General features: G+C 69.4%; 20 protein-coding genes and 1 pseudogene. 8 read left to right on the forward strand and 13 right to left on the reverse strand.

Going from position 1 to position 18,789, the window contains the following annotated elements; all coding sequences use genetic code 11:
• Position 1: 1 nt before the first annotated feature.
• Positions 2-166, forward strand: a complete 165-nt coding sequence (rpmG, locus tag BAY61_RS14775) for a 50S ribosomal protein L33 (RefSeq protein WP_091798392.1) — start codon at positions 2-4, stop codon at positions 164-166.
• The gene (gene rpsN / locus BAY61_RS14780; protein ID WP_091798395.1) at positions 166-471 is read left to right on the forward strand and encodes a 30S ribosomal protein S14; all 306 of its coding nucleotides are present in this window, start codon (positions 166-168) and stop codon (positions 469-471) included. Before rpmG ends, rpsN begins: the two co-directional genes overlap by 1 nt.
• Here rpsN and BAY61_RS14785 read toward each other — a convergent pair.
• The 9 genes and pseudogenes from BAY61_RS14785 to BAY61_RS14820 form a co-directional block, all read right to left on the reverse strand.
• Positions 410-1,573, reverse strand: coding sequence for an aspartate aminotransferase family protein (locus BAY61_RS14785; RefSeq protein WP_218128578.1), 1,164 nt, complete (start codon positions 1,571-1,573; stop codon positions 410-412). The genes rpsN and BAY61_RS14785 overlap by 62 nt on opposite strands.
• A 17-nt stretch (positions 1,574-1,590) precedes the next feature.
• Positions 1,591-1,983: pseudogene (locus BAY61_RS33540) on the reverse strand (aminotransferase class III-fold pyridoxal phosphate-dependent enzyme); the annotation flags it as partial.
• Between the two features lie 277 nt (positions 1,984-2,260).
• Positions 2,261-3,007 carry a CoA-transferase subunit beta gene (locus tag BAY61_RS14790; RefSeq protein ID WP_245866111.1) on the reverse strand — a complete coding sequence of 249 codons (747 nt, stop codon included), beginning with the start codon at positions 3,005-3,007 and terminating at the stop codon, positions 2,261-2,263.
• Entirely contained in the window at positions 3,004-3,966 is a 963-nt protein-coding gene (locus BAY61_RS14795; protein WP_245866112.1) for a CoA transferase subunit A, read from the reverse strand. Before BAY61_RS14795 ends, BAY61_RS14790 begins: the two co-directional genes overlap by 4 nt.
• The gene (locus tag BAY61_RS14800; protein WP_091798398.1) at positions 3,963-4,937 is read right to left on the reverse strand and encodes an LLM class flavin-dependent oxidoreductase; all 975 of its coding nucleotides are present in this window, start codon (positions 4,935-4,937) and stop codon (positions 3,963-3,965) included. The genes BAY61_RS14795 and BAY61_RS14800 overlap by 4 nt, the downstream gene beginning before the upstream one ends.
• 110 nt (positions 4,938-5,047) lie before the next feature.
• A complete protein-coding gene (locus BAY61_RS14805; protein ID WP_091798401.1) occupies positions 5,048-5,845 on the reverse strand; it encodes a LamB/YcsF family protein in 798 nt (265 codons plus the stop codon).
• Between the two features lie 109 nt (positions 5,846-5,954).
• Positions 5,955-7,517: a PucR family transcriptional regulator gene (locus BAY61_RS14810; protein WP_091798404.1), complete on the reverse strand. Its 1,563-nt coding sequence runs from the start codon at positions 7,515-7,517 to the stop codon at positions 5,955-5,957.
• 73 nt (positions 7,518-7,590) lie between these two features.
• Positions 7,591-8,508, reverse strand: a complete 918-nt coding sequence (locus BAY61_RS14815; RefSeq protein ID WP_091798407.1) for a LysR family transcriptional regulator — start codon at positions 8,506-8,508, stop codon at positions 7,591-7,593.
• A gap of 9 nt (positions 8,509-8,517) precedes the next feature.
• The gene (locus BAY61_RS14820; protein ID WP_245866113.1) at positions 8,518-9,609 is read right to left on the reverse strand and encodes a pyridoxal-phosphate dependent enzyme; all 1,092 of its coding nucleotides are present in this window, start codon (positions 9,607-9,609) and stop codon (positions 8,518-8,520) included.
• Between the two features lie 107 nt (positions 9,610-9,716).
• Between BAY61_RS14820 and BAY61_RS32895 the strand changes: the two genes are divergently transcribed.
• On the forward strand, positions 9,717-9,878 hold the full coding sequence (locus BAY61_RS32895; protein ID WP_170140000.1) for a hypothetical protein: 162 nt from the start codon (positions 9,717-9,719) through the stop codon (positions 9,876-9,878).
• A gap of 7 nt (positions 9,879-9,885) precedes the next feature.
• Here BAY61_RS32895 and BAY61_RS14825 read toward each other — a convergent pair whose 3' ends face one another.
• Entirely contained in the window at positions 9,886-10,719 is an 834-nt protein-coding gene (locus BAY61_RS14825) for an aldo/keto reductase (RefSeq protein ID WP_091798411.1), read from the reverse strand.
• Positions 10,720-10,834: 115 nt separating this feature from the next.
• Here BAY61_RS14825 and BAY61_RS14830 point away from each other — a divergent pair, with 115 nt between their 5' ends.
• Both BAY61_RS14830 and BAY61_RS14835 read left to right on the forward strand, forming a co-directional pair.
• Positions 10,835-11,662, forward strand: a complete 828-nt coding sequence (locus BAY61_RS14830) for an AraC family transcriptional regulator (RefSeq protein ID WP_091798414.1) — start codon at positions 10,835-10,837, stop codon at positions 11,660-11,662.
• A gap of 89 nt (positions 11,663-11,751) precedes the next feature.
• The gene (locus tag BAY61_RS14835) at positions 11,752-12,102 is read left to right on the forward strand and encodes a VOC family protein (RefSeq protein ID WP_091798417.1); all 351 of its coding nucleotides are present in this window, start codon (positions 11,752-11,754) and stop codon (positions 12,100-12,102) included.
• Between the two features lie 5 nt (positions 12,103-12,107).
• Here BAY61_RS14835 and BAY61_RS14840 read toward each other — a convergent pair whose 3' ends face one another.
• Complete coding sequence (locus BAY61_RS14840) at positions 12,108-13,034, reverse strand: erythromycin esterase family protein (RefSeq protein ID WP_091798419.1); 927 nt, start codon at positions 13,032-13,034, stop codon at positions 12,108-12,110.
• 118 nt (positions 13,035-13,152) lie between these two features.
• A complete protein-coding gene (locus BAY61_RS14845) occupies positions 13,153-13,746 on the reverse strand; it encodes a DUF4190 domain-containing protein (RefSeq protein ID WP_245866115.1) in 594 nt (197 codons plus the stop codon).
• 183 nt (positions 13,747-13,929) lie between these two features.
• Here BAY61_RS14845 and BAY61_RS14850 point away from each other — a divergent pair, with 183 nt between their 5' ends.
• From BAY61_RS14850 to BAY61_RS14860, 3 genes are all read left to right on the forward strand, one after another.
• Positions 13,930-14,829 carry a sensor histidine kinase gene (locus BAY61_RS14850; RefSeq protein WP_091799035.1) on the forward strand — a complete coding sequence of 300 codons (900 nt, stop codon included), beginning with the start codon at positions 13,930-13,932 and terminating at the stop codon, positions 14,827-14,829.
• A 104-nt stretch (positions 14,830-14,933) separates the two neighbouring features.
• Entirely contained in the window at positions 14,934-15,932 is a 999-nt protein-coding gene (locus BAY61_RS14855) for an IS481 family transposase (protein WP_185770008.1), read from the forward strand.
• A 193-nt stretch (positions 15,933-16,125) separates the two neighbouring features.
• Complete coding sequence (locus BAY61_RS14860; RefSeq protein WP_091804035.1) at positions 16,126-16,773, forward strand: response regulator transcription factor; 648 nt, start codon at positions 16,126-16,128, stop codon at positions 16,771-16,773.
• Positions 16,774-16,822: 49 nt separating this feature from the next.
• Here BAY61_RS14860 and BAY61_RS14865 read toward each other — a convergent pair whose 3' ends face one another.
• Complete coding sequence (locus BAY61_RS14865) at positions 16,823-18,427, reverse strand: DUF3558 family protein (RefSeq protein ID WP_091804039.1); 1,605 nt, start codon at positions 18,425-18,427, stop codon at positions 16,823-16,825.
• Positions 18,428-18,789 lie beyond the last annotated feature (362 nt).

Raw genomic sequence — 18,789 nt, forward strand, 5'->3', positions numbered from 1 at the left:
CATGGCACGTAACGAACTGCGTCCGATCGTCAAGCTGCGCTCGACCGCCGGTACCGGTTACACCTACGTGACCCGCAAGAACCGCCGGAACGATCCCGATCGCCTGGTACTGCGCAAGTACGACCCGGTCGTGCGCGCACACGTGGAGTTCAGGGAGGAGCGCTGATGGCGAGGGCTTCGGTGATCGCGCGCAACAGGCGGCGTGAGCTGCTCGTCGCCAGGTTCGCCGCGCGGCGGGCGGAGCTGAGGGCGCGTGCGCGCTCACCGCTGGCGGACGAGGGGGAGCGGGCGGCCGCGAGGGCGGCGCTGGCCGCGCTGCCGAGGGACGCCTGCCCCGTGCGGGTCCGCAACCGCGATGGCGTCGACGGGAGGCCACGCGGGTACCTCCGCGCGTTCGGGCTGTCCAGGATCAGGGTGCGGCAGCTCGCGCACCGGGGTGAGCTGCCCGGCGTCGCACCCGCTCGCCGCTGAATGGCGCGCCCGGCGCGCGCTGTTCGCTGCCCGTCCGTTCGGGGGTGCGCGGCCGGTGGGCGCCGGGAGTGCCCGGCGCGTCGCAGGCGCCGCCGGGTGCCCTCGGCGCCCTGCCGGTTCTGAGGAAGTCGGCGCCGAGTCGCAGCGCGCCCCGGCTCAGCAGGTCGTCGAGCGCGGCGACGAGCTGGTCCACGTGCTTGTGCTCGATGCCGAGCGGTGGTTGCAGGCGGAGGACGTTGCGGTTGTAGTCGGTGAATCCGACCAGCACCGAGTGCTCCGACTTGAGCAGGCTGCCGACGGCGACGGCGAGGCCGCCGGGAAGCGCCCTGTCCATGGCCGAGGCGACCGGGCCGAGCGCGCGCAGGCCCGCGCGGGCGGCCCCGGTGAACTCCAGCCCGATCATCAGGCCCTTTCCTCTGACCTCGGCGATGAGACCGGGGTGGCGGCGCGCCAGCGCCTCCAGTTCGCCGGTGAGGTAGGCGCCGATGATCCGCGCGTTGTCGAGCAGTCCCTCGTCGTAGAGCACGTTGAGGGCGGTGATCGCGGTCGCGCACGCCTCACCGGTGCCCGCGAACGTGCCGGGAGTGTGGTGCAGCGCGGCGCTTCCCCTGTGCGCGCGCCTGGCGACGGCCCTGGTGCAGATGGTCGCCGCGATCGCGGCTTTTCCACCGCCGAGCGACTTGGCCAGCGTGACGATGTCGGGCACCACGTCCTCGTGCTCGAAGGCGAAGAACCTGCCGGTGCGCCCGCAACCGGACTGCACTTCGTCGGCGATCCAGAGAACGTCGTGCTTGTCGCACAGCTGCCTGACGGCGGCGAGATATCCGGGAGGCGGGACCACGATCCCCGCGCCGCCCTGGACGGGTTCGAGTATCACGGTTCCGATGCTCCGGTCGCGGCGGAGCAGGCCGGCGAGCGCGGCGACGTCACCGAAGGGCACCCTGACCCCGCCCTGCGGCAGCCGCACCGTCGCCCTGCACAACGGTGAGTCGGTGACCGACAGCGCGCCACGGGTCTTGCCGTGGAACGAGTTCGTCGCGTAGGCGACGCCCCTGCGCCTGCGTCCTTGCGCGTGCTGCGCGAGCCGCAGCGCGTTCTCCACCGCTTCGCTGCCCGTGCAGGCGAGTTGCACACGACGTCCAGTTCGCCCGGCGCGATGGCGGCCAGGTTGGCGGCCAGCGCCGCCGCGTACTGGGAGGGAAACAGCATCGCCTGCTCGTGCCTCGACTCCTCGGCGAATCGCCTGCGCGCGGCGATGACGCGTGGATGGTTGTGCCCGAGCGCCATCGCGCCGAACCCGCCGTGGAAATCGAGGATGCGCTGGCCGCGCTGGTCGAACAGGTAGGGGCCGTCGGCTCCCGTGACGAGGGTCCGGTCGAAGCCCAGCCGCCGCATCAGTTTGAGCGCCCCCGCGTTGAGGTGCCGTCGCGACAGGGTCGCGACGGTCGTGGCCCTCATCGCGTGCGCGTCCTCCACGGTCAGCAGCCGCGTCGCGGTGGTGCGCTCAGCCATGTGACCCTCCGGTACTCGTCGGTGTTCGTCGGTACTCGTGGCCGGGGACCGATGCGAAAAAGTCGGTGCGAGCAGGTGAATCCGGCGGTGTCGTCGCGGAGTGGCCGGAGGCGGAAACTCGGTGCCGGACCCGGCTCTTCCCCGTCGTTCATACCGTCCGCCGCGGCACCTCGCAGCCTGGCCGACGGCGGGGTTCACGCGGAGGTGTGACGAAGCCCCCGCGATCGCCGGTCCACTGTAGACCGTCCAATCGCGAGGGCTGTCGACTCGTGCCCGCTCAGCTGGTGCCGTGCAGTTCCCTCAGCAGGGCGATTTCCGCCGGTTCCGGTTCCGGCAGCGTGCCGAGATCGTCGGCGACGAGCAGATCGAAACCGGTGGCCTTTTCGACCTCGCGGAGACTGACGCCCGGCTGGAGGGCGCGCACCCGCATCTGTTTCGTCCGTTCGTGGAAGTCCAGTACCGCGAGATCGGTGATCACGGTGCTGATGCCGCCGAATCCGAGACCGGCGGCAGCTCTGCCGTCGCCGCCGCCGAGAAATCCCGGTGTCGTCACGTAGTCGACCCGTTCGACGAACCTGCGTGGTTCGTGCCTTGTCACCACGAGAGTTTCCGTGCACAGCGACGCGATGTCGTTGGCGCCCCCCGTACCGGGAAGGCGCACGGACGGAGCCGCGCGGTCGCCGATGACACTGCTGTTGATGTTGCCGTACTTGTCGATCTGAGCGCAGCCGAGGAACCCGTAGTCGAAGAAACCGCGTTGTGCGGCAAGGAACACGTCGGCGATGCCGGTGAGCTGGTCGACGTCGACGGCGGCGCGCATTTCGTTGGTGGAGTCGGGCAGCTGCCCCGGCCGCAGCCGCAGCCCGACGATCCCGCCTTCGAGCACGATCGTGAGATCCGGTGCCTGCCTGCGTTTCGCCAGCGCGCACGCCACCGTGGGGATGCCGATACCGGCGAAGACGACCCTGTCGTCGGCGAGCAGTCTGCTCGCCGTGACGGTCATGAGCTCGTCGGGGCTGATCATCGCGGCATCAACTCCCTTGCCCGCTCGCGCAGTGAATCGCGCCGTGCCGGCTCGACACTCGTGACGAAACCACCGAAGTCCTCGTGCGCGAGCACGTGTTCGGCGACGTAACGGCGCGCGCCGTCGCAGGCGAGTTCTCCCGCGCTCGCACCGCCCTCGCCGCGCACGGCTCGCATGTACTCGGCGACATGATCGGCGTCGGCCTCGTACTCGCCGTAGCACTCGTGCGGGTAGCAACCGAACGGTGCGTGCACGACCGCGTCGACCGCGAAATGCGGGATGAGCGTCTCCCTCGGCGCTTGCCGCAGTTCCTCCGGTTCCACGATCCGCTCCGCGCTGAGCACGACCCTGCGGGCGGCGTGCACCATGTCGACGTCGAGGAAGGGATAGCCGTCGATCTGCGCGTTTCCGTACCGGTCGGCCCTGTGGACGTGCACGAACGTCACATCGGGGTGCAGCGCGGGAACGGCGAGCAGCGTGGTTCCCGTGTAAGGGCATTCGACGGTGCGCGCGCCGGTGTCGAGCGCGAGGTCGGAGCCGAGCATCGTGTGGGTCGGCAGGAACGGCACGCCCATCGCGCCCGCGCGGTAGCGCATCGCCATCGCGAGGTGACTCCACTCCTGGTATTCGGCGAGACCCCGTTCGACGTGGTGACGCACGACTCTGGCCAGTCCCCAGCCGTGGCCGATCCCGACCCAGCTCGTCATGAGCGTGCTCGCCGTTCCCGTCACCAGCAGCAGTTCGGCCTCGAAACAGGAGAGTGGGCGGGAGACCGTCAAGCCCTTGGCCTTGCCGCGCAGCAGCGCGAACACCAGCGCCATCGGGGTACGGGAGTAGTTGGTCCCTCCGATCGCGACGTGGTCGCCGTCGGCGACGAGTTGGACGGCGCTCGCCGCGCTCACCACCTTGTCCCGCATCGGTCTGCGGTGGGCTTCGAGGTCGGCGCGTGCCCCGCTCACCTGGCCACCGCCTCGGTCACCGGCGACCCGGCGGCACCGGGCAGCAGCGGAAGCACCTCGGCCGCGATGCGCTCGACCTGGTCCGGCAGGTAGCGATGTGGCACCAGCGCGATGTGCGCCACCCCCGCCTCGATGTGTTCGGTCAGTTGTTCGGCGCACTGTTCGGGAGTGCCCCTGATGGCGCTTTCCGGGGTGGCGTCACTCCATTCCGGATTGTCGAAGTACTCGGCGAGGAACGGGCCGACCTTGCGGTCGGCCTCCTCGAACGAGGAGTCGACGCAGATCGGCAACTGGGCGACGTTGGTCAGCTCGGCGGGGTCGCGGCCGGCGTCCTCGGCGTGCTCGGTGATCCGTTTCCACGAGCGAGCGAAGGCGTCGGCCCGGTAGAAGTAGGTGAGCCAGCCGTCGCCCATCGTCGCCACCCTGCGCAGCACCCTGTCGACGTAGCCGCCGATGAGGACCTTCGGGCGGGCCGACGGCCTCGGCAGCATGCGCACCCTGCGGAAGCTCAGCTCGTCCCATTCCCCGGTGACCTCGTCGTCGGTCCACAACCGGTAGCACAGGTCGAGGTTGCGCTCGAATCGCTTGCCCCGTGAGCGGAATGGGGAACCGGTCGCGGCGAACTCCCTTTCGTACCACCCGGCGGCGACGCCGAGGGTGAGCCTGCCGCCAGAGGTGGCCTGTAAGGTGGCCGCCGTCTTGGCCAGCAGGGCGGGATCCCTGATGGGGAGGACGAGCACACCGGTTCCCAGTTCGATGTCCGAGGTGTGCGCGGCGAGCGTCGTGAGCGTGGACAGCGCCTCGAAACAGGGGAAGGGCTGTTTCGAGCCGAGGAAGAGATGGTCCCACGCCCACAGCGACCGGAAGCCGAGTCGTTCGGCGGTGCGCGCGTAGTCGATGAGCCCGGTGAAATTGGGATTGCCCTCGGCCGAGGTGAAGTTCTCGATGGCGAGGCCGTACGTGACTGTCATGCGGATGCTGCCTCTCGTCGTGCGGGAGATCAGTCGTTGCGGTAGAGCAGTCGTGCCGAAATCCACCGGCGAACCCGGTCCACCGGCGCTTGTCGGTGTGCCGGGTGTGGCTATTCCCGTAGCTCGGAAACGGGAACGATCGAGATCCCGGCCGCGATCAGCGCGTCCCTCGTCTTGTGCGCCATCGCCACCGCGCCTGGGGTGTCGGAATGCACGAGCAGCGCGCGAGCCGTCACCGGGATCGTCGAGCCGTCGACGGCGGGCAGCGTTCCCTCGGTGACCATGCGCACGGCCCTTCGCGCCGCCTCGTCGCCGTCGCCGAGCAGCGCGCCCGGCTCGGCGCGGGACAGCAGCAGGCCGTCACTGGTGTAGGCGCGGTCGACGAACGCCTCCGCGATGGCGCGGATTCCCGCTTCCCCGGCCAGCTTCCACGTCTGTGTTCCCTCCTGGGCGAGCACGGGCAGGCTGGGATCCCACAAGCGGGTCGCCTCGACGATGGCCGCGGCGTGCTCGGCGTTGGTCGCGGCCACGTTGTAGAGCGCGCCGTGTGCCCTGACGTAGGAGACCGTGGTGCCGGCGGCCTTGGCGAACGCCTCAAGCGCGCCGATCTGGTAGAGCAGGTCGTTGGTGAGGGTGTCGCCTGGCACGGCGAGGTAGCGGCGGCCGAACCCGGCGAGGTCGCGATAGCTGACCTGCGCGCCGATGGAGACGCCGTTGCGGGCGGCGTGTTCACAGGTGCGCCGCATGATGTCGGGGTCGCCCGCGTGGAAGCCACACGCGACGTTGGCGCCCGACACCGTGTCGAGCAGCGTGGCGTCGTCGGCGATCACCCACTGCCCGAACCCCTCGCCCACGTCGGTCGTGAGCGCGACGGTGCTCTGCGGGGCCTGTGCCGGAGTGGTGGTCATGTTTTCCTTTCCTCAGCGGGTTTTCCGCGTCGTTCAAACCTAGCCGTCGCTGTCGCGAGTGCCTTCGTCGACAACAGACAATCCTCGTTGTGGACTCCTGCCAACGAGATCATGCTCTCCCGGACATGACGGAGTGGATTTGCAGCGCTACCGCGAGGTCGAGCGCGAGATCGGGATCGCTGCCGAAGGGGCCCAGCAGCTTCTCCAGTTTGCCGACGCGGTAGCGCAGGGTGTTGTAGTGCAGATGCAACGCCCTCGCCGACTCCGCGACATTGCCGTGCTTGCGCAGGAACACCCGCAGCGTGTGGACCATGTCCTCGCGCTCGGCTTCGGGCAGCGAGAGCACGGGGGAGAGCAGATCGGTCACGAACGTGTCGAGTTCCGGGCGGGGGAGCTGACCGAACAACCGGAAGACGCCGAGGGTGTCGATCGCGGCGATGCCGCCCTCGCCCAGTGCGGCGGCCCTGTCGAGCGCGACCCGCGCCTGCCGGTAGAGCTGGGGCAGCGCGGAGGGGCCGTCGGCTCTTCTGCTCACGCCGACGGCGAAACCGGCGTGCGTCGCGTGTGTGATCGCCGTCCGCAGCTCGTCGGCTGCCTCAAGCACCCGGTCGTCGCCCTCGCCGAGTACGGCGACGAGTTCGCCGTCGAACGCGCCGCACGCCGCGGTGCCGTCGACCCGGCCAGCCGAGGCCGTCCACGCGCGTTCGGCCCGCCGCACGAGATGCTGACCTCCGGTCAGCGGCCTCGCCAGCACCACGCTGACGGGGCGGGCCAGGTCCCAGGAGAAGCGCCGCGCCCAGCCCGCCGCTTCCTCGACCTCGTTCGCGCCGCCGCGCAGCAGCGCGTGCAGCACCGTGGTCGCGAACCGCCGTTGCACCGCGACGATGTCGCGCTCCCTCGCCAGTTGCAGCGCGGCGACCTGTGCGGCGAGCGCGAGGAGGAAGGCGAGGCGCGGGGTGCCGGTGTCGCCGACGAACAGCAGGCGCCCCAGCACCCCGCTGCCGTCCTCGACGGGATGGCTGAGCCACTTTTCGCCCGTGTGGGCGGAGGGGGAACCACGCAGCCTCGCGGTGTCGTCGAGCAGCGAGAGCGCCGCCAGTTCGGCCGCGGCGCCAGGCGATCCGGCCAGCAGCAGCCCCGTCTCGTCGCACAGTGCCACGGCTCCGCCGAGTACGTCGGCGAGTTCGCTGACCACGTCGGCGAGTCCCTGCCCGCGCAGGACGATCTCCAGCATGCGCGCGTGCCGCGCGTGCAAGCCCTTCGTGCCTTCGCCGTGCTCGCTGACGAGCGCGAGCCCTTTGCTCAGCACGTCGTCGAACGGGGTCGTCTCCGGAACGACCAGCAGCGGCATGCCGAGTTCGTCCGCGGTGTCCCTCACCAGCGACGGCAGCGAAGGCAGCCATTGGTCGAACTTGACCCCGACAGCGGCGATGCCGGCGGCGTCGAGGTCGCGGAGCAACAGCGCGATGCCGTCGGCGTCACGGGGCATCGGGTAGCCGGTCACGAGCAGGAATTGGTCCGGCTTCACGAGCTTCGCCACGTGCGGCACGCTCATGACGTTGAACCTGGACACCACCCGCTCAAGCCCTCGGTCTCCCGCGACGACCTTCGCGTCGCGGATCACCTCGTTGTCGAGCAGCGTTCGGACGGAAACGGCACCGGTCGAGGTCATCCAGTGAGCCTAGGTCGGCGGGTAAACCCCTTGGTGGCACGCGAAACCGGCGCGCGGGGCCGCTCCAGCCGGGTCAGCTCACGTGTGCCGCCGCGGACCGCAGTGCTTCGCGCACCACGACGATCGCGGGATGCGTCTGGCTGCCCTCGCGTACGACGGTGGAGATGAGCCGTTCGTGGCCCGGCAGCACGACCGGCCGGACGCTGCCGATCCGGTCCGTGCCGTCCGCGCTGATCAGCGAGGGAAGCAGCGCGGTGGCCGCGTTGGCACGGACGAGCGCGAGGTGCACCGACATGTCGGTGGCCTCGTAGCGGACGTCGGGTTCGAAACCCGCCGCCGCGCACAGCGCCTCCGCCCACCGCCTCGCCGCCGTGCCCTCCGGTTCCAGCACCCAGGCGTCGTCGCTGGCCGCCGCCACGGCGGCCAGCGACGTGGGTGGACCGGGCTCCTGGGCGCTCCGGCCGCCGCCACGGGCGAGCAGCATCGGGTCGGCGCACAGCGGCTCGGTGTGGGATCCGGACACCGGCGCGGACGGCCGGTCCTGGTAGTCCTCGGTGACCACCAGATCGACGTCGTGGGCAAGCAGCGAGGGCAGCGCGACCTCCGGTTCGGCCTGCCGCAGCTCGACCCGCACCAGTTCGTGCTCCTCCAGCGCGCGCAGGGCGCGGGGCAGCAATGTCACCGCCGCGGTCTGGAAGCAGGCGATCGTGACCGTGCCTCTCGGCCGGTCCGCGAACCCGGCAAGGTCGGACTCCGCCTCCTCCAGCTGGGCGAGCACGGTCCTGGTGTGCCCGACGAGCACCCGGGCGGCCTCGGTGAGCCGCACGTTGCGGCCCACCCGTTCGAGCAAGGCGACGCCCGCTTCCGCCTCCAGCAGCGAGAGTTGTTGCGACACCCCGGACGGGGCGAGGTGCAGCGCGACGGCGACCGCGTTGATCGTGCCTCTGCGGTCGAGTTCGTCCAGCAGTCGCAGACGGCGCACATCCAGCATGCGGAAACATTAGGTCATGCCGGGGGCGCCGTCCGTGCTCACCAGCACGACCGTCGAGTCGGAGCCGGTGCCGAGACCGCGCTCTTCACCTGCCGGTACGCGGCTCAGCACCCGCCTGGCGCCGGCGAGCGTCGCCGCGCCGCAGGGGCCGGAGCGCACGCCGAGCCTTCGGAGGTCGCTCTCGGCCTCGCTGGCCATGTCGTCGGTGACGGTGACGACGGCGTCGAGCCCCGAGCTGAGCAAAGGCCAGGCGAGGCTTGACGGGGTGCCGCAGTTGAGTCCAGCCATGGCGGTCGTGCCGGTGGCGACGGTGACCGGCTCGCCGGCGACGAGACTTTCCAGTACGCAGGCCGCGCTGTCCGGTTCCACGGCCAGCAGCGCGGGGGAGTGAGCACCGCCCCGGTAGTGGCTCAGCGCGGCCTGCGCGAGCGAGCCGACACCCACCGGGACCGCGACGAGATCCGGTTCGGCGCTCGCTGCGGCCAGCTGGGTGTCGATCTCGGCGAACAGGGTCGAGTAGCCCTCGGCGATCCAGCGGGGGACCTCTTCGTAGCCCGGCCACGCGGTGTCCTGGATGAGGGCGCTGCCGTCGCCGGACGCCGCCTCCGGCGACAGCGCCGCGCGGGCGGCGGCCCTGACCGCCTCGTCGTAGTCGCCGCTCACCGTGGTGACCTCGGCGTCTTCGGCCGTGATCGCCGCGATGGCCTTCGGTGACAGTGCCTCGGGGACGAACACGTGTGCCCGCCTGTCGAGCTGACGGGCCCTGCGCGCGACGGCCCTTCCGTGGTTGCCGTCGGTCGCGGTGACGAAGCACGACACGTCGCCTCGCTGGCGCAGTACCTTCTCGATCGCCCAGTACGCGCCGAGCGCCTTGAAAGCGGGAAGCCCGAGCCGCATCGATTCGTCCTTGACGAAGACCCGGCCAACCCCGAGTTCCTTCGCGAGGCCGGGCAGCTCGGTGAGCGGGGTCGGGGCGTAACCGGGCAGCGCCGTGTGGAAGGCGCGCACCTCGGAGGGAGCGGGAGCGCACCGCCAGGAGCGCGCGGGCCATGGTGCGAACCACACGCGAGACGCGGGAACGGAGGGAGATGCCGGGGACACTCCTTCACTGTCCGCGGGAAACATCCAGCGGTCCAGTGAGTGTTTCCGCATGACATCCGGCAGCGAAACCGATGAATCGCCGGGAACGGGCTCTCTGTGGCACTACGGTGCGCGCGCGTGGATTACGCGGCGCGCTGGCCGTTGGGCTGCTGCTCGTGATCGCGGGCGCGCGAACTGTCGCGGCGGGGCAAGAAGATCGCTGCCAGGAGGCGACCGGTGCCGGGCTGGCCGAGGCGAAGACTCCCGTCGAGCGCACGGAACAGGGCTGACCGGCGGTCAGAGGATTTCCAGCGGGGTCGCCCTCCTCGGCGCTGGAAAGCGGTCGTCGAGCTCGGCGATGTCCCGCGCGCTCAACTCGATACCGAGCGCGGCGGCGTTCTGCCCGACGTGCGCCGCGGTCGCGGCCTTGGGGATCGCGCAGACCCCGCGCCGGGAAAGCACCCACGCGATCGCGATCTGCGCAGGGCTCGCCTCGTGCCGCAGCGCGACCTCGCGCAGCACCGGATCCGCCAGCAGCCTGCCCTGCTCGATCGGCGAGTAGGCCATCACCGGAACGCCTTCGCGCCCGCACCACGGCAGCAGCTCGAACTCGGGACCACGCCGCGTGAGGTTGTACAGCACCTGGTTGACGGCGGACTCCGGCCCGTGCGGGGCTGACCACAGCCTGCTCATGTCCCCGGTGTCGAAGTTGCTCACCCCGAAGTGCCGGATCTTGCCTTCCTCGCGTAGCCGGACGAACGCCGACAGTGTTTCCCCGAGCGGGATGCGGCCAGGCCAGTGCAACAGGTAGAGATCGATGTGGCCGGTGCGGAGCCGCGAGAGACTGCGTTCACACGCGGTGATCGTGCCGTTCTCGCTCGCGTTGTGCGGCAACACCTTGCTGACCAGGAACACCTCGTCGCGGCGGCCCGCGATGGCCTCGCCGACCACGGCCTCGGCGCCCCCGTCTCCGTACATCTCGGCGGTGTCGATGAGCCCGAGCCCGAGATCGAGCCCGTGCCGCAGCGCGGAGACCTCGGCGGTCCTTTCCCGCTCGCGCTCGCCCATGTGCCAGGTTCCCTGCCCGAGCACGGGGAGGCGGTCGTGCCCGCCCAGTTCGAGATAGCGCATGCGCCCATTGTCCCCGTTGCCGGCCTGGTCCGCGAGGGTGCGCCGATGCCGGCCCTCCCTGGTCTACTATGGACTCCGGCGGGTCGGTGAACCGGCGCCCGGTTAGGCTCGGGCCGTGCGTTACGTGCGATTCCCCGCGCCACGAGGGGCGGGCGACTACATCGAACACGGCTGGCTCGTCGAGGCGAGCGCGACCGGTGAGGTCAAGCGGGAGATCCTGATCCCCAACGGGAGACCCACCGTGGTGCTGAGCCTCGCGGACCCTGGACGCAGGCACGATCCGCTGACCGGAGCGGGCCACCCCAACGACAACGTCGTGTTCGGCGTGACCACCCGGCCGTTCGTGCTGGAGCAGGAAGGTGACTCCCTGCATGTCGGAGCGCAGCTCACCCCGTGGGGACTGTCCGCGATGCTGCCGGGCACGCGGCTGGTCGACGAGTTCCGTCCACTCGCCGGCTGGTGGGGCGAGGAACCGACGGCCGATCTGCTGTCACGGCTGCGGACGGAAACCGGCGACCAGAGCAGAACCGGCCTGCTGTGCGAATTCCTGCGGCAACGGATCACGCCGCTGCCCGCGACGACCGTCGACGCGCTGCGCGCGGCGGTCGGCGCCGTCGACGAGGCGCGGGGCCAATGCGCGGTGAGCGAGCTGACCGAGCGGGCGGGGATCGGCTACCAGTCGCTGTACCGGTTGTTCACCAGGCACATCGGAGTGAGTCCCAAGCGCTACTGCGACATCCTTCGCTACTACCACTTCGCGGGCGGGTTGCTGCACGAGGCGGGAGGCAACTCCGCGGCGCTGCTCGCCATCCTGCACGGCTACTACGACCAGGCGCACGCCGCACGGACGTTCAAGCGGTACACGGGGGTCAGCGCGAGCACGTTCGCCAGGGTGCACAACGGAATCGCGCAGCTCATGCACTCCGGCGAGGAAAAGGGCTGAGCTGACAGATTCGTACAAGCCGAGGGCACCGGCATCGTGGAAAGCTGCGCTGGTACCCGAAAACGGCTCCACGAAAGGCAACCGAACCAATGGGAACAGTCATCCACGTCGAGATCACCGCCGACGACACCGCCCGCGCCGCGGAGTTCTACTCCACCGTGCTGGGCTGGCGGAGCAGCCCCTCGCCCGTGATCGACGGCTACCTGCTCGCCGACTCCGGTGATGGCGGCGGGATCGACGCCGCCATCATGCGGCGGGAATACCAGCCCCAGCCCGCGATCGCCTGGGTGGAGGTCGCCGACCTCGCCGAAGTGCTCGCCGCCGTCCCCGCCGCGGGAGGCAGCACGCTCGGCGACACCCACACCATCCCCGGTGAGGGCATGGTCGCCTACATCAAGGACAGTGAGGGCAACGTGCTCGGGCTCAAGCAACCCGCCTGAGCCGCTCAGCCGAGCGGAGTGACCGGCCCGAACCGGGGCACGTGGACGATCGCGGCGGCGGTTTCGGTCAGCGGACCCCCGTCGATCCGGAAATTCCGGTCCTCGGCGGGGTCGTAGACCGGGCCGATCATCCTCGTTCGTACCGGCGCGCGCAGCCACGCGGCGACCCGGGGATCGGCGACGCCGGGATCGGGAAGCTCAAGCAGGACCGGTTCGCCGGTCCCCGCGAACGCCGACTCCAGGAAGTCGCCGGGCGGAGCCGGTACGGGAAACGGCGCGTTCCCGCTCCCCACCGTCAGCGCGACCGCGGCGTACCCCGCACCCAGCTCGGCCCTCAGGATCCCGCCCGCGTTGCGGCCGGCCGTCGCGGGCGGGATCACCCTGGGGTCGGCGGGAAGCGTGTGCGCCGTCCCTCCCCAGTGGACAATGCGCTGCCCGGTCCGCTCCAGCCAGGTGAGGTTGCGCAGGGCCAGATCGCGCTCGACGTCGTCCAGGCTCGACGCGCCGCCCGGCGAATCGAGGTGGACGACCGAGACCGGGTCGGCGGGATTGCGGATGTTCCAGTCCCTGAGCCAGCCCACGATCTCAAGCGCTTCCCTCGTCCGCAGAAAACCCTGGCTCGCGGCGAGCAGCGCGGAGGGGTCACCGTCTCCGGTGCGCACGTACCGGTCGAGCGCCCCGGCCGTGCCGTATCCGGAGTCGGTGCCCTCGATGTTCACCGCGCGAAATCCCGCCGTGTCCACAAGCGAAGCCAGCAACACGTGTGTCGCGAGGACCAGCTCACGTGCGTGTCTGATCGACGCGGCCAGCCCCGCCACGTCGGCCGTCGCCAGCGTGGAGGGGAGCGCGACCGGAGAGGCTGCCGGATCGAGGGACAACGGTGCGGCGTGCTCGCCGATCCAGTCGCGCACGGGGGTGCTCTTCACTGACATGACGTCCTTTCCACGGTGGCGGGTTCGCGCGCCGTCCCGCCACCGTAGAACCTCGACTATGGTTCAGGTCAATTGAAGCCGGGTATCAGTGTTCAGCGTGGAAGGGCGAAGGGCAAGATCATTCGCCGAGGCAGTCGGCCGTCGCGAAGGGCCCGGACGCCGTCTTGGTGTCCACCTCGGTGCCGTCGACGGTGATCACGCAGGTGACCGAACCGCCTGCCTCCCCGGTCGTCACACTGAGCGTTCCGCCCTTGAAGACGCCCTTGTTCTCGACGTCCTTCTCCCACGGCAGCTCCGGCGCCGTTTCGCTCACCGGCTCCAGAATCTCGCCGTAGAGGATGTCGACGTCCTTCGCGTCGCCGGTCACCTCGTAGTGCACCTTCGCGACTCTGTTGATTTCCGCGTCGACCTCGTCGACGGCTTGCTTGAACGCGACGGCCCAGATCACGCAGACGGCGAGCCCCAGTACCGACAACACGAGCCCCGCGATCGAGAGTGCCTTGTTGGTCGCCTTTCCGTTGAGTGCTCTGAACAGGCCGATCGCGGAGAACACGGCACCGAGGATCACCAGCGGCCAGGCGACGACGCCGATGAACGGAACCGGCGAGAACACCAGACCGACGAGGCCGAGTACGAACCCGGTCGTGCCGAGGCCGTTGCTCGGCTGCCGCGCCTGGGTCTGCACGGGCGGGTGCGGTGCGTGCTGGGTCACGGGTGTGTCCTTTCGGGAATGCGGGAGAAGACAAACGCAAGGACGGATACAAGCAGCGGACGGCGCTCCACCGCGTCGTTCGTGAGGCCATGGCGACTACGACGAAAGTCGTCACTTCCGCCCGCCCGGCCGAGCCGATCCGCTGATGCCGGGGCGGTGGCGGGCAACCGTAAGCTCCAGCACATGAAACGCCGCGCACGGGACGTGCTGAGCACCGTGATCGCCGTCGCGGCGAGTCTGGTCAGCAGCATGTACGTCGCCGGAGCCGAGGACTACGTGCCGGGCACCGGGGTGGTCGCGTTCACCTGGTGGTCGGGACTGAGCTTGCTCACGGCGGCCGGTGCGGCCGTGCTGCTGTGCTGGCGGCACACGCTGCCGGAGATCGTCACCGCCGTCGCGGTCGCTCCGCCGCTGCTGCTCGGTGCCGACTCGCTCGCCGCGCTGATCGCGCTGGCGGCGCTCGCGGCGAGCAGGAGGGACTGGGTGCTCTGGGTGGGCGGGGTGCTCGTGTTCACGGCCACCGCGCTCGCGGTCGGCAGGGATCTCGGCAGGCATCCGGACGTCACCATCGCCGGAGAACTGGCCGATCTGGACGGCACGAACGGCACACTGGTCTGGACGGTCGTCCTCGCGGCCGTGCTGACCGCCGTCGCCCTGCTGACCGGAGCCACCAGGGGGGTGCGCGGGGATTTGCGGCGCAAGGAAGCCGAGGAACAGCGGTTGCGGGCGGAGATGACCCGCAGGGCCGAACGCACCAGGATCGCGAGAGAAATGCACGACGTGCTCGGCCACCGGCTTTCCCTGCTGTCGTTGCAGGCCGGCGCGCTGGAGGTCGGCGGGCACGCCGATCCGGAGAAAGCCGCCGAGACCGCGCGCACGGTGCGCGGCACCGCGCGGCAGTCCCTTGAGGACCTTCGTCAGGTCATCGGCGTACTCAGGGACGGAAAGGGGTTCGCCGAACGCGAGGGTGACCGGGAACCGGCCGAGCGGGCCCTGCCCGGTCTGGCCGACATTCCGGAACTGGTGGCCAATTCGCGGCGCTCGGGGCTCACGATCAACGTGACCGTGCTGATCGACGTGTGATGTCCAGGGAGGTTGTGTGATCGGGTACGGCGAGTCGTAGATGGGCGAAGGCCTCCCCGATGTGGAGTGGAGCTGTCTAGGAACCTCTCCACGAGGAGGCCTTCATGGCTCACGCTAACGCGGCTTTGACCCCGAGACACCGTCTTCGTTTGGCGCGGCTGATCGTGGAGGAGGGTTGGCCACCGTCGAGGGCTGCTGAGTTCTTCCATGTCTCGTGGCGCACGGCTGCGAAGTGGGCCCAGCGCTATCGCGAGGAGGGCCTGGCGGGGATGGTCGATCGGTCTTCGGCTCGGCGGACGCAGGCGGCCAAGACGCCCCAGCCGGCGGTGCGCAAGATCGTGCATCTGCGCTGGAAACAGCGGCTCGGACCGGTGCAGATCGGCTCGAAGTTGGGGATGCCGGCCTCGACCGTGCATGCGGTGCTGGTGCGCTGCGGGCTCAACCGGCTCTCCCACATCGACCGCGTCACCGGTGAACCCGCGCGACGTTACGAGCGGTCCCGGCCTGGTGAGTTGATCCATGTCGACGTCACCAAGTTCGGCAACGTTCCCGACGGTGGTGGCTGGCGGTTCGTCGGTGTTCAGCAGGGCTACCGCAACTCTGCCGCGACCTCACGGCGCACCGGCCGACATGGCGGCAACTATCGGCCTGCGGTCGGGACCTGCTTCGTGCATACCGTGATCGACGACTACTCGCGCGTGGCCTACGCCGAGTGCCATAACGACGAGACGGCTGCGACCGCCGCCGCGGTCCTGCACCGGGCAGTGGCCTGGTTCGCCGATCGCGGCATCATCGTCGAGCGCGTGCTGTCCGACAACGGAAGCGCCTACAAGTCGTTCCTATGGCGTGACACCTGCCAAGAACTCGGCATCACCATGAAGAAAACCCGACCCTATCGGCCACAAACCAACGGGAAGATCGAGAGACTCCACCGCACAATGTCGGATGGCTGGGCCTACAAGAAGCTCTACTCCTCAGAAGACGCCCGCCGCAACGCACTGGCAGGATGGCTGCACCAGTACAACCACCACCGGCCCCACTCCGCACTCAGCGGCCGTCCGCCCATAACACGGTTGGACAACCTCCCTGGACATCACAACTAAGGCGTGTCTGACAAACCCGTTGCCTGCTGCGCGGGGCCAGCGTGTCCCCTCGCCGCGTTGTCGGAAAGCCCGAGTACAACCCGGTACGAGGGCCTTCCTCCGCCTTGCGAGGAACCACGCTGATCCCCGCTCGCACGGCAGAGATTTATCAGACACGCCTTAGACTGTGCGGGTGGATCGGCGCCCCCTGAATGTGCTGCTCGTCGATGACGACCCGCTCGTCCGAACCGGATTGTCGATGATTCTCGGCAGCACGGGCGACATCGTCGTCGTCGCGGAGGCCAGTGACGGAGACGAGGTCGTCCCCAAGGTCGCGCTTCACGCGCCCGACGTGGTGCTGATGGACATCCGGATGCCCCGCGTGGACGGGCTCGCGGCGACCGCGGCGGTGACGGCGCTCCCCAGGCCGCCGAAGGTACTGGTGCTCACCACCTACGACCTCGACGAGTACGTTTTCGACGCGCTCGCCGCCGGTGCCAGCGGGTTTCTGCTGAAGGAAGGCTCACCACAGGAGATCGTCGACGCGGTGCGGGTGGTCGCGGCAGGGGAGGCGATGCTGTCTCCTCGTACGACACGCACGCTGATCGGTCACTTCGTGGCCGCGAGGACCAGCCCGCGCAGGCAACGCGCGAGGGCCGCGCTCGATGTCCTCACCGACCGGGAGCGGGAGATCGTCACCGCCGTCGCCTCCGGAAAGTCCAACGCGGAGATCGCCTCGGGCCTGTATCTCAGCGAGGCCACCGTGAAGACTCATCTCACGCGGATCTTCGCCAAGATCGACGCGGCCAACCGGGTCCAGCTCACGATCTTCGCCTACGAGGCGGGTCTGGTCACGGTGTGAACGAAACGAGCCCGCCGGTCACACTCGTGGTGACCGGCGGGCTCGGGCATCAGCTCGCGAAGTACTGCTCCACGACCTTGGTCATGACCTCGTCGGCGCGGGCAAGCGTCTCGGGATCGGGCTTGCGTTCCCCTACCAGCACTCCGCGTTCCGGCAGCAGCTCGACACCGATGTGCACGTGGCCGTGTGCCGCGACGTCGTTGTCGGGTGAGAGATAGATGTCGTAGGCGGTCTTGCCGCTGTCGTAGAAGCTCACCGCCTGTTTGCCGCCGAACTCGGTTTCCCGCCGTTCGCTGTAGAGCGATTCGTCGGTGCCGTAGTCACCGGCTGGATAGGCAGGAGTGACGTTGACGGTGATCGCGACGCTGTGCGTCTCCTCGACGAAGATGCAGTGCGCGCCGAAGGTCAGTGGCTCGAACTCCGGACCGTAGATGTCGCGGATGGCGTCGCGGAACACGGCGCACTGGACGCGGTTGTCCTCGCCGGATGCCTCGATGATGGCTTCCTTGCCCTGCGGCACGGTCACGTCGTCCTCGTAGGGCGCGCACTCTTCCCTGTTGTTGGGCGCGCCGAAGTGCTCGCAGGCGCCCTTTTCACCGTTGTCCCGCTCGTCCGGCCCGTACAGCAGCGGGCGCTGCACCTTGTCATTCGGCGGTGGTGCCTGGTCGACAAGACCGATGGCCTGTTCGGCGAGGCCGGCGGCCGCATCGCAGTCACCGGCTTCGAGTTCGAACTCCAGATCCTTGAGGTGTTCGTTGCCGGTCTTCGAGTCCGTCTGAGCCCAGGTGGCCTTGCAGCCGGAGGACTGCTGATAGACGAACACCGTCTTGCCCGCGATGTCGGTGGGATCGCCGAGCGGGGAATCTCCGACCGTGTTGTAGCGCACCGACAGCACCGGAGTCTGCGAGTAATCACTGGCATCGGCGGGGAACGTCTCGCAGCTCGCGAGCGGGTCGTAGCCCCGGTTCGGGGCGAACCGGTACTGCTCGCTCTCGTCGCCGAGCAGGGTGCGCAGGAAGGTACAGCCGTCCCACCGCGAGAACGGCCTGCCCTGCTGATCGAGTTTCAGCGTGTCGGGATCCTGCAACTTCTTGACGGCGGCCGTCGCGTACTCGGCGACGATGGGGCAGGTGTCGGAATCGGCGAAGGCGTAGTCGAACTCGATGCCCTTGCTGAAGCTCACCGGGATCGTCAGCACGCACCGGTTCCTGCTCTCGCCGTAGTCCCTCAGCTCATAGGCGGTCACGCCGCCGAGGTCGACCGGCTTCCCCGTGTAGCGGGTCATGTGGTCGACAGGTGCCCCTACCGCGACGTTGAGCGGCTCGCCGCCCGGCTCGTACTCGCCTGCCGGGGTCAGCATGCAGGAGTGCGGGCCGCGCGGGGTGGCCGTCGTTCCCGGTTCGCCGATGCGTTTGTTCGCGACGTCCATGTCGAACAGCAGGCACGGGTCGAGTTGGCGCAGCGCCTCGTCCACGGCCTCGGCGTCGCGTGGGTCGGGGGCGGGGCCCGGCCCGGATTCCTCGGCGGCGGGGCCGCCGTCCTGTGGCGCTTCACCCGCCTTGAACGCGGTACCGCTGGTGGTCGTCGAGCAGCCTGCCACCATGAGCGCGCACGCGAACACGGAGACGGCCGCGGTCAGCATTCTCTGCCGCATTGTCTTTCCTCCCCAGGGGAACTGAGGAGGACCTTAACAATCGAAAACAGCTCGGCGAAAACGGGTCCGGAGAATGCGCTGAGCGCACTCGTCGGGCGATTTACTGAGGTGACAGTACTGTGGCACTCGGGTGACTATTCGGTGGCACTGCGGTGGCAGCGGGCGATCGGGCAGTTCTCGGAAATGCTGGGAGCGGTCCGGTTATTTCCGGTGCCGGAACGGGTGGGCGGGTCGATCTAATGCGGCCGGAAATGTATTCCGTGTCATCCGGCGGCATTCGACGTGCGTTATCGGGTTGGCCGCGGTGGCGTCTTCGGTGGCACCGGATCGCGAAAACGAGTTGTCCGGTTCCGGTACGCGTG

It is taken from the genome of Prauserella marina, assembly GCF_002240355.1.
Classification (GTDB): domain Bacteria; phylum Actinomycetota; class Actinomycetes; order Mycobacteriales; family Pseudonocardiaceae; genus Prauserella_A; species Prauserella_A marina.

Bases quoted from the DNA above. Each gene is read 5' to 3' on its own strand.
- rpmG (WP_091798392.1), top strand. From the start codon at position 2: ATGGCACGTAACGAACTGCGTCCGATCGTCAAGCTGCGCTCGACCGCC.
- rpsN (WP_091798395.1), top strand. From the start codon at position 166: ATGGCGAGGGCTTCGGTGATCGCGCGCAACAGGCGGCGTGAGCTGCTC.
- BAY61_RS14790 (WP_245866111.1), bottom strand. From the start codon at position 3,007: ATGATCAGCCCCGACGAGCTCATGACCGTCACGGCGAGCAGACTGCTC.
- BAY61_RS14800 (WP_091798398.1), bottom strand. From the start codon at position 4,937: ATGACAGTCACGTACGGCCTCGCCATCGAGAACTTCACCTCGGCCGAG.
- BAY61_RS14805 (WP_091798401.1), bottom strand. From the start codon at position 5,845: ATGACCACCACTCCGGCACAGGCCCCGCAGAGCACCGTCGCGCTCACG.
- BAY61_RS14810 (WP_091798404.1), bottom strand. From the start codon at position 7,517: ATGACCTCGACCGGTGCCGTTTCCGTCCGAACGCTGCTCGACAACGAG.
- BAY61_RS14815 (WP_091798407.1), bottom strand. From the start codon at position 8,508: ATGCTGGATGTGCGCCGTCTGCGACTGCTGGACGAACTCGACCGCAGA.
- BAY61_RS14825 (WP_091798411.1), bottom strand. From the start codon at position 10,719: ATGCGCTATCTCGAACTGGGCGGGCACGACCGCCTCCCCGTGCTCGGG.
- BAY61_RS14835 (WP_091798417.1), top strand. From the start codon at position 11,752: ATGGGAACAGTCATCCACGTCGAGATCACCGCCGACGACACCGCCCGC.
- BAY61_RS14840 (WP_091798419.1), bottom strand. From the start codon at position 13,034: ATGTCAGTGAAGAGCACCCCCGTGCGCGACTGGATCGGCGAGCACGCC.
- BAY61_RS14850 (WP_091799035.1), top strand. From the start codon at position 13,930: ATGAAACGCCGCGCACGGGACGTGCTGAGCACCGTGATCGCCGTCGCG.
- BAY61_RS14855 (WP_185770008.1), top strand. From the start codon at position 14,934: ATGGCTCACGCTAACGCGGCTTTGACCCCGAGACACCGTCTTCGTTTG.
- BAY61_RS14865 (WP_091804039.1), bottom strand. From the start codon at position 18,427: ATGCGGCAGAGAATGCTGACCGCGGCCGTCTCCGTGTTCGCGTGCGCG.